Annotated in this window: 11 protein-coding genes; 10 read left to right on the forward strand and 1 reads right to left on the reverse strand. The window is 60.1% G+C overall.

What is annotated here, in order from left to right:
• Nucleotides 1–19: 19 nt before the first annotated feature.
• The 10 genes from glpK (at nucleotide 20) to CLV41_RS23065 (ending at nucleotide 11,636) form a co-directional block, all read left to right on the forward strand.
• Nucleotides 20–1,513 carry a glycerol kinase GlpK gene (gene glpK, locus CLV41_RS23020; RefSeq protein WP_103224831.1) on the forward strand — a complete coding sequence of 498 codons (1,494 nt, stop codon included), beginning with the start codon at nucleotides 20–22 and terminating at the stop codon, nucleotides 1,511–1,513.
• A 299-nt stretch (nucleotides 1,514–1,812) separates the two neighbouring features.
• Nucleotides 1,813–3,417, forward strand: a complete 1,605-nt coding sequence (locus CLV41_RS23025) for an ABC transporter substrate-binding protein (protein WP_103224832.1) — start codon at nucleotides 1,813–1,815, stop codon at nucleotides 3,415–3,417.
• Between the two features lie 118 nt (nucleotides 3,418–3,535).
• Nucleotides 3,536–4,543 carry an ABC transporter permease subunit gene (locus CLV41_RS23030; RefSeq protein ID WP_103224935.1) on the forward strand — a complete coding sequence of 336 codons (1,008 nt, stop codon included), beginning with the start codon at nucleotides 3,536–3,538 and terminating at the stop codon, nucleotides 4,541–4,543.
• Between the two features lie 18 nt (nucleotides 4,544–4,561).
• Entirely contained in the window at nucleotides 4,562–5,491 is a 930-nt protein-coding gene (locus tag CLV41_RS23035) for an ABC transporter permease subunit (RefSeq protein WP_170107294.1), read from the forward strand.
• A gap of 5 nt (nucleotides 5,492–5,496) precedes the next feature.
• The gene (locus tag CLV41_RS23040; RefSeq protein WP_103224834.1) at nucleotides 5,497–6,333 is read left to right on the forward strand and encodes an ABC transporter ATP-binding protein; all 837 of its coding nucleotides are present in this window, start codon (nucleotides 5,497–5,499) and stop codon (nucleotides 6,331–6,333) included.
• 2 nt (nucleotides 6,334–6,335) lie between these two features.
• Nucleotides 6,336–7,166 (forward strand): dipeptide ABC transporter ATP-binding protein, encoded by an 831-nt coding sequence (locus CLV41_RS23045; protein WP_103224835.1) that lies wholly within the window; start codon nucleotides 6,336–6,338, stop codon nucleotides 7,164–7,166.
• A 400-nt stretch (nucleotides 7,167–7,566) separates the two neighbouring features.
• Nucleotides 7,567–7,920, forward strand: a complete 354-nt coding sequence (locus CLV41_RS23050; RefSeq protein ID WP_103224836.1) for an ArsR/SmtB family transcription factor — start codon at nucleotides 7,567–7,569, stop codon at nucleotides 7,918–7,920.
• Between the two features lie 269 nt (nucleotides 7,921–8,189).
• A complete protein-coding gene (arsB, locus tag CLV41_RS23055; RefSeq protein WP_103224837.1) occupies nucleotides 8,190–9,239 on the forward strand; it encodes an ACR3 family arsenite efflux transporter in 1,050 nt (349 codons plus the stop codon).
• Between the two features lie 212 nt (nucleotides 9,240–9,451).
• Nucleotides 9,452–10,693, forward strand: coding sequence for an NAD(P)/FAD-dependent oxidoreductase (locus CLV41_RS23060; protein ID WP_103224838.1), 1,242 nt, complete (start codon nucleotides 9,452–9,454; stop codon nucleotides 10,691–10,693).
• Nucleotides 10,694–10,874: 181 nt separating this feature from the next.
• Nucleotides 10,875–11,636 (forward strand): hypothetical protein, encoded by a 762-nt coding sequence (locus CLV41_RS23065; protein WP_146048629.1) that lies wholly within the window; start codon nucleotides 10,875–10,877, stop codon nucleotides 11,634–11,636.
• A gap of 3 nt (nucleotides 11,637–11,639) precedes the next feature.
• Here the strand turns inward: CLV41_RS23065 and CLV41_RS23070 are convergent, their stop codons facing one another.
• The gene (locus CLV41_RS23070) at nucleotides 11,640–14,099 is read right to left on the reverse strand and encodes a Tex family protein (RefSeq protein ID WP_103224840.1); all 2,460 of its coding nucleotides are present in this window, start codon (nucleotides 14,097–14,099) and stop codon (nucleotides 11,640–11,642) included.
• Nucleotides 14,100–14,309 lie beyond the last annotated feature (210 nt).

The following is a 14,309-nucleotide window of genomic DNA, read 5'->3' on the forward strand; positions in this document are numbered from 1 at the left end:
GAACAAGGGGAGGAGCGCCATGGCCGGGTATGTTTTGGCAATCGATCAGGGCACGACGTCAAGCCGTGCGATTGTCTTCGGCGAGGACTTCACCCCCGTCAGCGCCGGGCAGCAGGAATTTCAGCAACATTTTCCAAAATCGGGCTGGGTGGAACATTCACCGTCCGACATCTGGGACAGCACGCTGGAAGTCTGCCGTGAAGCGCTGGAAAAAGCACCTGAGGGGGGCGCGGGTGTCGCCGCGATCGGGATCACCAACCAGCGGGAGACCACACTGGTCTGGGACCGGTCCACCGGCGTGCCGGTCTATAACGCGATTGTCTGGCAGGACCGCAGGACTTCGGAAACATGCGCCAGACTGCGGGGCGAGGGGCTTGAGGAAACATTCTCGGCCAAAACCGGGCTGTTGCTCGATCCTTATTTCTCCGGCACGAAAATCTCCTGGATCCTCGACAATGTCGAGGGCGTCCGGGAGAGGGCGGAACGGGGCGAACTGGCTTTCGGTACGGTCGATACCTGGCTGATCTGGCAGCTCACCGAAGGCGAGGTACACGCCACCGATGCCACCAATGCATCGCGCACACTGATCTACAACATCCATGAAAACGCCTGGGACGAGGACCTGTGCCGGCTGCTGGGAATTCCCATGAGCCTGCTTCCGCAGGTCAGGGACAGCGCCGACGACTTCGGATCCAGCGCGCCGGATCTCTTCGGCCGGCCGCTGCCGATCCTGGGTGTGGCCGGCGATCAGCAGGCGGCGACGGTGGGGCAGGCCTGTTTCAGGCCGGGCATGGTGAAATCGACCTACGGGACCGGATGTTTTGCCCTGATGAACACCGGGGAGACACCTGTCCGGTCGAAGAACCGCATGTTGACGACAATTGCCTATCGTCTTGACGGCAGGACCACCTATGCGCTCGAGGGATCCATCTTCGTCGCAGGCGCGGCGGTTCAGTGGTTGCGTGACGGACTTGGTCTCATCGACAGCGCGGGCGAGACACAGGGTCTCGCGGAACAGGCAGATCCGAACCAGGACGTCTATCTGGTTCCCGCTTTTGTCGGGCTCGGGGCACCTTACTGGGACGCGGACGCCCGCGGCGCGATGTTCGGGCTGACCCGGAACACGGGTCCGAAGGAGATCGCCCGGGCCGTCCTGCAGAGCGTCGGTTTTCAGACACGCGATCTGGTGGGTGCCATGCGGGCCGACTGGCCGGACGCGGAGCCCCCGGTTCTGCGGGTCGATGGTGGCATGTCGGCGTCCGACTGGACGATGCAGTTTCTGGCGGACATTCTGGGCGCTCCGGTCGATCGGCCTACTGTGGCGGAGACGACGGCGCTGGGGGCCGCCTGGCTGGCCGGATCGAAAGCGGGCATATGGCCGGGCGCGGAGGCTTTTTCCGCGCAATGGAAGCTGGAAAGACGGTTCGAACCCGGTTTACAGGAAAGTGAACGGCTTCGCCTGCTGTCGGGTTGGAAGGATGCCGTGAGCCGCACGAGATCTACTCCCGATTGATAAATTCCAGGACTCTCGCCATTGCGAGAGTCTTTTTGTTTTCAATGTCTTGATTTAGCAGGCAAAACGATTCCCAGACGGTACCAGTTTCCATTTCGATGCCATTGAAACGTTAAAAATTTACGTCAGCATCTCTTACCCAGAAAAAATATTTCAAAACAGACCTTAAATTAGAAATATGTTGGCAGTTGATTTTCGGTCAAAAAACCGCCTTAGTTTGCGCTGGCTCGGGCTTAATTCCATTGCACGATCTCAACGATGCAGGGCCCCTGCTTCTTCATCAAGGGGAGAACAGTTTGATGAATTTCCAAAAATCCTTGAAGGCAACCCTTCTTGGCGCCAGCCTTGCCGTGATCGCGGCAACCGGCGCTTCCGCAAAAACCCTGGTTTATTGCTCGGAAGGTTCGCCTGAAGGCTTCGATACCGCGCTCTACACCGCCGGAACCACCTTCGATGCTTCCTCCAAACCGGTTTACAACCGCTTGGTTGAATTCAAGCGCGGCACGACAGAAGTGCTGCCGGGTCTCGCGGAAAGCTGGGAAGTTTCCGAAGACGGTCTGGAATACACGTTCAATCTGCGCAAGGGCGTGAAGTTCCACACGACAAGTTTCTTCACACCGACCCGCGATTTCAATGCCGAGGACGTGGTTTTCTCGTTCGAGCGGCAGCTGAAGAAAGACAATCCGTGGCACGAATACACCCCGGGTGCGGCGTGGGAATATTTCAACGGCATGTCCATGCCGGACCTCATCAAGGAAATCGTGAAAGTTGACGATTACACGGTGAAGTTCGTGCTGAACCGGCCGGAAGCTCCGATGGTCGCCAACCTGGCGATGGACTTCGCGTCGATCCTGTCGGCAGAATACGCCGACAAGCTGGCCGCCGCCGGCACCAAGGAGCAGCTCAACCAGGAACCGGTCGGAACCGGTCCGTTCACGTTCGTCGGCTATCAGAAAGACGCCGTGATCCGCTACAAGGCTTTCGCCGACTACTGGAACGGCAAGCAGCCGGTCGACGACCTGGTCTTCGCCATCACGCCGGACGCAGCGGTCCGCCTGCAGAAGCTGAAGGCCGGAGAATGCCACGTGATGCCGTATCCGGCGCCGGCCGATGTTGCCGATATCCGGGACGACAGCGACCTGACCATGATGGAACAGCAGGGCCTGAACGTCGGTTACCTCGCCTATAACACCAAGGTGGCTCCGTTCGACAAGGCGGAAGTCCGCAAGGCGCTGAACCACGCGATCAACAAGCAGGCGATCCTCGACGCCGTCTTCCAGGGCTCCGGCCAGGCGGCCAAGAACCCGATCCCGCCGACCATGTGGTCCTATAACGACGCGGTCGAGGACGACGACTACAATCCGGATCTGGCGAAGGAAATGCTGGAAGCCGCCGGTGTTTCCGATCTGTCCATGAAGATCTGGGCAATGCCGGTCCAGCGTCCCTACAACCCGAATGCCCGCCGCATGGCGGAGGTCATTCAGGCTGACTTCGCGAAAATCGGCGTGAATGTCGAGATCGTTTCCTATGAATGGGGTGAATATCTGTCCCGTTCCAAGGAAGTCGACCGCGACGGAGCCGTGCTGCTCGGCTGGACCGGAGACAATGGCGACCCGGACAACTTCCTCGCCGTTCTGCTCGGCTGTGACGGTGTTGGCGGTTCCAACCGCGCACAGTGGTGTGACGAGAACTTTGAAGCTCTCATCCAGAAGGCGAAGACCGTGACCGACAAGGCAGAGCGCACCAAGCTCTACGAAGAGGCACAGGTTGTCTTCAAGGAACAGGCTCCGTGGGCGACCATCGCGCATTCCGTCGTCTTCATGCCCATGTCCTCCAAGGTCACCGGCTACATCATGGACCCGCTTGGCGGCCATTGGTTTGACGGCGTGGATATTGCGGAGTAAATCCGCCTGAATCCCGGAAGGCGCTGGCAGCGATGCCGGCGCCTTCAAACATTATGACCGGCGGAAGCTCTCATGACACGTGACGGTTTTCGCTGGTTCTTCGTATCTGGAATCTGACATGTTTCGCTTTCTTTTCGGCCGGCTCGGACTGTTGATACCGACGTTTTTCGGCGTCACTCTGGTCGCCTTCTCGTTCATCCGTCTTCTGCCAGGCGACCCGCTGGACCTTCTTGCCGGCGAACGCGGCATTTCACCGGAACGCAAGGCCCAGCTTCTGGCGCAGATGGGTTTCGACAAGCCACTCTGGCGGCAGTATATCGACTATGTCGCCGGTATTTTTCAGGGCGATCTGGGCACGTCCTTCGCATCGAAAAAGCCTGTGCTCGACGAGTTCATGACGCTGTTTCCGGCCACCGCCGAACTGGCGCTCTGCGCCATCATCCTCGCGGTCTGCCTCGGCATTCCCGCCGGTATCTTCGCCGCCGTCAAGCGCGGCTCGATTGCAGACCAGGCTGTCATGGGAACGGCGCTTATCGGCTATTCCATGCCGATTTTCTGGTGGGGCCTGCTCCTGATCATCCTGTTTTCCGGCATCCTGCAGTGGACTCCGGTCTCGGGGCGAATCTCGCTCCTGTATTTCTTTCCGCAACCGACCGGATTCATGCTGATCGACAGTCTGCTGTCGGGGGAAAAGGGCGCATTCCTGTCGGCGGTCCGGCATCTGATATTGCCGTCCATCGTGCTGGCGACCATCCCGCTGGCGGTGATCGCCCGCCAGACCCGCTCCGCCATGCTTGAAGTTCTGGGCGAGGATTATGTCCGCACGGCCCGGGCGAAGGGGTTGCCGCCAAGTTCGGTGATCGGTCTTCACGCGCTGCGCAACGCGCTCATTCCCGTGGTGACGACCATCGGCCTCCAGGTCGGGGTGTTGCTGGCCGGCGCCATCCTCACGGAAACCATCTTCTCCTGGCCGGGCATCGGCAAATGGCTCGTCGACAGCATTTCCCGCCGGGATTATTTCGTCGTTCAGGGCGGCCTTCTGCTGATCGCCGGCATCATCATGCTGGTCAATCTCATCGTGGATGTGCTCTACGGCCTGATCAATCCGCGCATCCGCTACAACTGAGCCGAGGGTATAAGAAAAATGACAAACACCTCCCCGGTCACGAAGGCCGATAAAGCCAGGCTCGAAGCGGAAAGCCGCAATGCCACCAAGGCGCAGCTTTACGAGTTCTGGTACTATTTTTCGCAAAATAAAGGTGCCGTTGTCGGCCTGATCGTCTTTTCCCTGCTGGTCCTGATGGCGGTGTTCGCTCCGCTCGTCGCCCCGCACAATCCGGACATCCAGTACCGGGACAGTTTCCTGGTGCCGCCGGTCTGGGAAGAGGGCGGCAAGGCCGCGTTCCTTCTGGGGACGGACGCCGTCGGCCGCGATATGCTCTCCCGCCTGATCTTCGGCGCGCGCTTTTCGCTGTTCATCGGTGTCGTCGTTGTCAGCATCGCTCTGGTCGGCGGGGTCGTTCTCGGCCTCATCGCCGGTTATGTGCGCGGAACCGTCGATACGTTCATCATGCGGATCATGGACATCATTCTGGCCTTTCCGTCGCTGTTGCTCGCCCTCGTGCTGGTGGCGATCCTCGGGCCTGGCCTGATCAATGCGATGATCGCGATTGCCCTGGTGCTGCAGCCGCATTTCGTGCGTCTGACCCGGGCTGCCGTCATGTCGGAACGCTCTCGCGACTATGTGATCGCGGCGAAGGTGGCCGGCGCCGGACATTTCCGGCTCATGTTCAAGACCATCCTGCCGAACTGCGTGGCGCCGCTGATCGTTCAGGCGACCCTGTCCTTTTCCAACGCGATCCTGGATGCGGCCGCGCTGGGCTTTCTGGGCATGGGGGCACAGCCGCCCACGCCCGAATGGGGCACCATGCTGGCCGAGGCACGCGAGTTCATCCTGCGCGCCTGGTGGGTCGTCACCTTCCCGGGCCTCGCCATTCTGATCACCGTGCTTGCCATTAACCTGGTTGGCGACGGATTGCGCGATGCGCTCGATCCGAAACTGAAGAGGAGCTGAGGATCATGTCTCTTCTTGAAATCAGGAATCTCAGGATCGAATTCGACACCGCGAAAGGGCCGTTCAGGGCGCTGGACGGTGTGGACTATACGGTCGATGCCGGTGAAGTGCTGGCTATCGTCGGAGAGTCGGGTTCGGGTAAATCCGTTGCCATGCTGGCGACCATGGGGCTTTTGCCGGACAGCGCGACAATCACCGCGGACAAGATGGATTTTGAGGGTAAGGACCTCAGGACCCTGTCCACGAGGGCGCGCCGCAAGGTGATCGGCAAGGACATTTCGATGATCTTCCAGGAACCCATCGCGAGCCTGAACCCGTGCTTCACGGTCGGCTTTCAGCTGGGTGAAACCCTGAAGACGCATACAAGCCTGAGGGGCAGGCAGGTCAAGGACCGGGTGATCGAGCTTCTGACCTCCGTCGGCATTCCGGATCCGGAAGGGCGGATCGATGCCTTTCCGCACCAGATGTCCGGCGGGCAGTGCCAGCGCGTGATGATCGCCATGGCGATCGCCTGCGCCCCGAAACTGCTGATCGCGGACGAGCCGACGACGGCCCTGGACGTGACCATCCAGAAACAGATCCTGGATCTTCTGGTTCAACTGCAGCAGGACAGCGGCATGGGCCTCATCATGATCACCCATGATATGGGCGTCGTCGCGGAAACCGCAGATCGCGTGATTGTTCAGTACAAGGGACGGAAGATGGAGGAAGCCGATGTGCTTTCCCTGTTCGAGAGCCCGCAGAACCCCTATACGCAGGCGCTTCTTTCGGCGCTGCCGGAAAATGCGACCGGCAACCGTCTGCCGACGGTGAGCGACTTTGCCGAAGCGGGAGGATTCTGATAATGCCCGACGATGTAATTCTCAAGGTCCGCGACCTCTACCGCACCTATGAAATCAGCGGCGGGATGTTCAAGAAGGGCTCGACACTGACCGCGGTCAAAGGCGTCAGTTTCGATGTGAAACGCGGCTCGACGCTGGCCGTCGTGGGTGAGAGCGGATGTGGCAAATCCACCCTGGCGCGCATGCTGACGATGATCGATGCGCAGAGTTCCGGTTCCATCGAGATCGACGGCCTTTCGATGGATATTGCCAAAACCGGCATTTCCAAAGAGATGCGCCAGAAGGTGCAGATCGTTTTCCAGAACCCTTACGGCTCGCTGAACCCGCGTCAGAAGATCGGGCACGTGCTGGAAGAACCGCTGCTGCTGAACACGGACATGCCTGCCGCCGAGCGCCGGGACCTTGCGCTTCAGATGCTGGAGAAGGTCGGTCTGCAGCCGGAGCATTACGGCCGCTATCCGCACATGTTCTCCGGCGGCCAGCGCCAGCGTGTCGCGATCGCGCGAGCCATCATGCTGCAGCCGAAACTGCTGGTTCTCGACGAACCGGTCTCCGCCCTGGACCTGTCCGTCCAGGCGCAGATCCTCAATCTTCTGGCGGATCTTCAGGACGAGATGGGGCTGACCTATGTCTTCATCTCCCACGATCTGTCCGTCGTGCGCTATCTGGCGGACAAGGTGATGGTGATGTATTTCGGCGAAGTGGTGGAATACGGCACGCGGGACGAGGTGTTCGAAAATCCGCGGCACGACTACACCAAGACACTCTTCGCGGCGACACCGCGCGCGGATGCTGAAAGCATCCGCAAACGTCTTGCGGCGAAGGTGGCTTGACGCGGTGTCCCGGCGACAATCGGCTGAAGCAGCAACCCTTCAGTTCGTCGTCAACCCTGTCTACCACACTGCCGATTTAAGGGTTTCAGGCCCATTATGTCAGCTTCGTCATTGCAGGGCTTGACCCTGCAATCCATGCCGTGAACTTACAGCAAGGCAGGCTGGAGTTCGGGGTGACGAAACGGCATGGATGCCATGGTCAAGCCATGGCATGACGGAAATAAATGTATTCCGGACACCGCGCAGCGAAGATTCCGGATCGGAACGACGGTAAGGCTGTGACGGTGTCATCAGACTGAGCCCCACTTCCTCCGGGAGTGTAGCCCTAATTCACGCATCTGGTGAAGAAAGAGGTACCTGAGAGAGTTGCTTTCTTCGTTATTTCGGGTATTCTCGAAATATGGAAAAAGAAGACGCTCTCAATGCGTTGGCCGCCCTGGGTCAGGAAACCCGCCTCGACGTCTTTCGCCTGCTGGTGAAAGCGGGAAAAGAAGGCATGACCGCCGGCGCCATCTCAGATGCGCTCGAAGTTCGTCCCAATACCCTGTCGACCCACCTGGGCGCTCTGTCCCGTTCCGGCCTTGTGCAGGCCGAGCGGGACGGGCGTTCGATCTGCTACCGCGCGAACCTGGAGACCATGCGGGTTCTGGTGACCTACCTGCTGCAGGACTGCTGCGGCGGCAATCCGGAGCTTTGTGCTCCATTTCTCAATATGGCAGGAACGGCATCCCGTCACGGCACGAATGATTGCTGAGAGCCCGGCAAGGTGAACTGGTGAAAGAACGTGGTGTCTTGTTTGTCTGCGCAGCGAACCGTGTTGTTCCAACCCGGCTGCGCCTGAAGTCGATCTCACCCTTGCCGTTTGCCATCGCGCCGCGGGGAGGCCTTTCCGGCTCAGCTCCCCTGCGGTCCCTCACTGGAACATCCCGGTCCGGCGAAAACCCCGGGAGCGGAAAGCAGGGTCGGGGCTGCCTTTGATGCAGCTTTCGAGCTGCTCGAAAACCGAATAACGAAAGAGTTGTCATGAGCCAAGAAACATCCTCACCCATGGGGCTCTTCGAGCGATATCTGTCGCTCTGGGTCGCTTTATGTATTGCCGCCGGCGTCGGTCTCGGCGCGGTTTTCCCCTGGATCTTCCAGACGATCGCGTCGTTCGAATATGCCAGCGTCAACCTCGTCGTCGCCGTACTGATCTGGGTCATGATCTACCCGATGATGGTGAACGTCGATTTTGCCTCCCTGAAGGACGTCGGCAAAAAGCCGAAAGGCCTGTGCATCACCATCGTCGTCAACTGGCTGATAAAGCCGTTCACGATGGCGGCCCTCGGGATCCTGTTTTTCGAGCACGTCTTCGCCGGCCTCGTCGATCCTCAGACCGCGAAAGAATACATCGCGGGCATGATCCTGCTCGGGGTCGCACCCTGTACGGCCATGGTGTTCGTCTGGAGCCAGATGGTGCGGGGCGATGCCAATTACACGCTCGTGCAGGTTTCGATCAACGACATCATCATGGTCTTCGCCTTCGCGCCGATCGCGGCGCTGCTGCTCGGCGTCACCGATATCATCGTCCCGTGGCAGACCCTGCTGCTTTCGGTGATCCTTTACGTCGTCATACCGCTCATCGCCGGGTACTTCACGCGCAAGGCTCTGGATGGAACGGGCAATCACGAGCGCATTGCCGAGTTCACCGGGAAAGTCAAACCGTTCTCGGTCATGGGCCTGCTGGCGACGGTCGTTCTGCTGTTCGGATTTCAGGCGCAAACGATTCTCGAAAAGCCGATGGTCATCGTGCTGATCGCGGTGCCGCTGCTCATCCAGAGTTATGGCATTTTCTTCATTGCCTATGCCTGGGGTTATCTGTGGCGCGTGCCGTTCACAACCGCGGCTCCGGCGGCGCTCATCGGAACCTCGAATTTCTTCGAACTCGCGGTCGCTGTCGCCATCAGCCTGTTCGGACTGAATTCCGGTGCCGCGCTGGCGACGGTCGTCGGCGTTCTGGTTGAGGTTCCCGTGATGTTGTCCCTGGTGGCCTTCGCCAACAGGACACGGTCCCATTTTCCCGCGACCGCGTAGACGGCGCGGACGTCCCGTCCCGCGTTTTCGAAATTGCGCCGCGCCGTCCCGGTCAGGGATGACGCGGTTATCTGCTAACGCTCCTTCGTCGCCACTGCGTTTTCCGCATAGGATGCGATTGACACTTCGAGCAGCATGACCAAAAGCTCCCTTGACCGGGGAAGGACGCTGACCCGGGTTTCGATTTCAGGCAAGGGCAGGCATTAGAGTTCATGAGCAAGGGAAGGGTCCATGTCGTCGGCGCCGGGATCGTCGGACTGGCAACGGCGGCGAGCCTGGTGCAGCGCGGCTACGAGGTCACGGTCATCGACCGGGAAGGGCCGGCGGCCGGCGCCAGCCAGGGCAACGCAGCGGCGATTGCCTGGACGGACGTGGCGCCAATGGCCTCGCCGGGTCTGTGGAAGCAGGCGATCAAATGGCTCGCCGACCCGCTCGGACCGCTGACGGTCCGGCCCGCCTATGCGCTGAAAATTCTTCCGTGGATGCTGCGCTTTCTGGCAGCCTCGAACCCCGAACGCGTGGCCCGCAGCACTGAAGCGCTGGTGGACATCAACAGCGCGGTCCTGCCGGCATGGGAGCGATTGTGGCGGGTGTCCGGAACCCACAACCAGGTGCGCCGGGACGGCTGTCTGGAGCTTCTCGATACCCCTGCATCGCTTGAGAACGCCAGGAAGTCCTGGGCCGAACAACGGAAGCACGGCATTGCGGTCGAAGAACTCGAAGCCGGAGCCATCCGCGAGCTTGAGCCGGATCTGTCAACGCGGGCGATCGGCGGTGGGCTGGTTCCGGACTGGGCTCAGGTCGATGATCCGAAGATCCTGTGCCTGTCGCTGGCGGACTGGCTGAAAGGGCAGGGGGTGGACTTTGCTGTCGGCGAGGTCGACCGTCTCGAGCCGCACGACAATGGGTGCGGGCTCATCCTGAAATCGGGTGAGCGGATCGAGGCCAACCGGCTGGTCATCGCCTGCGGCGCCTGGTCGAAACATCTCGCGGCCCAACTCGGCGACCGTATCCCGCTCGATACGGAACGCGGTTACAACATCACCATTCCCGATCCGGCCGTCACAGTGAAGAGGTTCATCATGCTGCCGGGGCACGGCTTTGTCCTGTCGCCGCTTTCGACCGGCCTGCGCGTTGGAGGCGCGGTTGAATTCGGCGGTCTGCACCTGCCGCCCAACTGGAAGCGCGTCGATGCCATGGTGGCCAAGGCGCGGCTGTTTTACCCCGGTCTCAAGACGGAAGGCGGCAAGCGCTGGATGGGCTTCCGCCCATCTCTTCCCGACAGCCTGCCGGTGATCTCTCCGGCGACGCATCATGGCGGGGTTTTCTATGCCTTCGGCCACGCCCATCACGGACTGACCCAGGCGGCTGTCACCGGCGAGATGATTGCCGACATGATCGACGGCAAAGCGCATGCCGTCGATCCGGCGCCGTTTGCGGCGGATCGGTTTTAGGGCAGAGTCAACTTTGCTGAGGGCTCTTTCCGCGAGAGGGCGGGATTTTGCTCCGCCAGTCGAAACAACTTCCCGAAAGTCGCAAAGTGCCTTGGAGGCCCTGTTCAGTTTTGCGGGAAAAATTGGTGTTGTATTCACTTTTTAGATAAAGAGGAAACCGTTCGCAATTTGGAGGTGATACGTGAATCCCAAGGCAAATATCGTTTCACAAGCTTTTTATTCTGTTCTTTTATGCTGGAAATATATTCTTGGTATTGTATTTGTTTTGTATGTTATGGACGGAATAAATGTCGTGTATGACATTGGTAATTCAATGCAAGTTACAAAGGCTTTTGCTGAATCTGGAATTATTTTTTATCTTTGTTTGAGTTTGCTGGGGTTGGATGCAAAACTAAAAGAAAATAGCAAGAAGTATATTTGGTTTAGTCTGCGGTATATCTTATTGATCTACGCGCCGGTTATAATTGTTTCGATTCTCGTCGTAATCCTTGCAGTGTCCGCGCTTCAGGGCGAGCGCCCGGACACCGAGTTTCTTCTAGGTCTCACCATTCCGTGTGGAGCGGTGATCTCCTTTCTGACGATGTTTCTGTTCGGGACGGCGTTTCCCTCTCAACTGTTCGACGTCCGTCCAGGGATCGGGGCCGCCATCGGCAGAGCCTTTCGACAGGCGGGCTATCTGGTCCCCAGGCTATTTTTCGGGGTCGGTTTCTTCGCAGCCTTGTCGTTCGCCATTTTGATCTTGTCAGAAAATTTAGGCATCGGCTCGGACCCGATCACATCTGCTGGCACGCCTGACCCAGCCGGAGCGTTGGTACTTGCTCTCGTTAAACTGACGTCCGCATTCAGCCTGGCTGTTTTTGCAGTGGTCGTCTGCCGAGCATACCTGAAGGATCTTCAGGAACGTGGCGAGCTCCCAGCAAGTGACGCGGAAATTTTCGCCTGAGATCTACTTGCCCTTCTTGTTCATCGCAGCCGCCAGAGCCGCTGCCAGGGCGTTGTTGCCGCCGTCAGCGCCGGAGGCTTTCGGCGCGCCTCCCTTTCCGCCGCCCGGGCCGCCACGCGGAGCGTTGCCGCCGGAGCCTTTTCCACCCTGGCCGGGGTTTCTTCCGCCAGGACGGCCCTGGCTCTGGCCGCCTCGCTCCTGCCCTGAACGTTCCCGCTGGTCCTGATAGTCGGCCTGGGACTTCATGGTCATGGAGATGCGCTTGCGTGGCACGTCCACGTCGAGAATGGTCACCTTGACGATATCGCCGGCCTTGACGACCTTGTGCGGGTCGTCGACGAAGCGGTCGGCAAGCTGGGAAACGTGCACCAGCCCGTCCTGATGGACGCCGACATCGACAAAGGCGCCGAAATTGGTGACGTTGGTGACGGTGCCTTCCAGCTTCATTCCGGATTTGAGGTCGGAGATCTCCTCAACGCCGTCCTGCAGCGTCGCGGTTTTGAATTCCGGGCGCGGGTCACGACCCGGTTTTTCCAGTTCGGCGAATATGTCCTTCACTGTCGGAAGGCCGAATTTATCGTCCGTGTAATCCGCCGGATTCAGATCCCTCAGCAGCGTGTCGTTGCCCATGATCTGGCGGACATCGCGGCCGCAGGCCTTCACGATGCGCTTGGCCAGCGGATAGGCCTCCGGGTGTACGGAAGAGGCGTCGAGCGGCTCCTTGCCGTCGTTGATGCGCAGGAAGCCGGCACAAAGTTCGAAGGCCTTGGCGCCGAGACGCGGCACCTTCTTGAGCTGAGACCGGCTGTCGAAGCGGCCGATTTCCTCGCGGTGTTCGACGACGGCCCTGGCGAGGCTGTCCGAAAGGCCGGAAATGCGCGACAGCAGCGCCGGGGAAGCGGTGTTGAGATCGACGCCGACGGCGTTCACGGCATCCTCGACCACCGCATCGAGGGCGCGGGCGAGCCTGGTCTGGTTGACGTCATGCTGATACTGGCCGACGCCGATGGATTTCGGCTCGATCTTGACCAGTTCGGCCAGCGGGTCCTGCAGGCGCCGGGCGATGGACGCCGCGCCGCGCAGGGACACATCCACGCCGGGCATTTCCATGGCCGCCAGCTCGGAGGCGGAATAGACCGAGGCGCCGGCTTCGTTGACGATCACCTTCACCGGACGCTGCGCTGCCGGGATATCGGCGAGCACGTCGCCCGTCAGCTTGTCGGTCTCGCGGCTGGCGGTGCCGTTGCCGATGGCGATCAGGCCGACCTTGTGCTTTGCGATCATGGCAAGCAGCGCGGCCCGGGAGCCGGAGATATCGTTGCGCGGCTGGAAAGGATAGACCGTCGCCGTGTCCAGCAGTTTGCCGGTTTCGTCCACGACGGCAACCTTCACTCCGGTGCGGATACCAGGATCGAGGCCGAGTGTCGCCTTGGCGCCCGCAGGCGCGGCCAGCAGCAGATCCTTGAGGTTTCTCGCGAAGACCTGGATGGCCTCTTCTTCGGCCTTGTCGCGCAGAACGCCCATCAGGTCGAGTTCCAGATGCAGCGCGAGCTTCACCTTCCAGGCGAAACGGGCGACTTCCATCAGCCATTTGTCCGCCGGGCGGCCCCGGTCGGCGATGCCATAGGTGCCGGCGACCGTCTTCACCGCGGGAGGGACAGGGGAGACGTCGTCCGCGTCGACCGTCAGATCGACGGATAGAATGCCCTCGTTGCGCCCGCGAAACAGGGCGAGAGCCCTGTGACTGGGAATTTTCGACCATTTTTCCGAATAGTCGAAGTAATCAGCGAATTTCGCGCCCTTTTCCGCCATGCCATCGATCAGTCTGGACTGTACGACGCCCCGTTCCTCGACATGTCTGCGCAAGCGGCCGACCAGTTCGGCGTTTTCCGCGAAGCGTTCCATCAGGATCTGACGGGCGCCGTCAAGCGCGGCCTTCGTGTCCGCAAGCCCCTTGTCCGCGTCCACGAAAGCCGCGGCTTCTGTTTCCGGCGTTCTGGCGGGATCGGACAGCAGCAGGTCGGCGAGCGGTTCCAGGCCGGCTTCGCGGGCGATCTGGGCCTTGGTGCGGCGCTTTTTCTTGAACGGCAGATATATGTCTTCAAGCCTGGACTTGGTTTCGGCGGCCTGGATGCCGGCGATCAGGTCGTCGGTGAGCTTGCCCTGTTCCTCGATGGATTTGAGAATGGTGCCGCGCCGGTCTTCCAGCTCACGCAGATAGATCAGACGTTCCTCGAGTTTTCGCAACTGGGTGTCGTCCAGACCGCCGGTCGCCTCTTTCCGGTAGCGGGCGATGAAGGGGACGGTCGAGCCTTCGTCCAGAAGCTGGACGGTCGCATTGACCTGCCCTGCCTTGCAGCCGATCTCATCGGCGATCAGGTGCGCAATGCGCAAGGCGGTGTCGCCGGATTTTTGGGCCTGGGAACCGGGCTGTGACGGATCGGAAACTGTAACGCTGGCCATTGACGCGGTAACTTTCGGTGGTGACTAATCTGAGCCGCAGACGATAATCCGCCTGAAGGAGGCGGGAAAGAGACAGAGCGGTTCCGTCCACCGGCAATTGCCGTGTCCTTTTACGTGACGCAGACGGAGATGCAGCATTCAATTGGTTTTTGCGGGGCGCAAAGTTGTTTTCTCGCGGCAGTAATTACAATCTTAATGCAATTCTTAGTT

The sequence above is a fragment of the Roseibium marinum genome, assembly GCF_002906165.1.
Taxonomy (GTDB): domain Bacteria; phylum Pseudomonadota; class Alphaproteobacteria; order Rhizobiales; family Stappiaceae; genus Roseibium; species Roseibium marinum.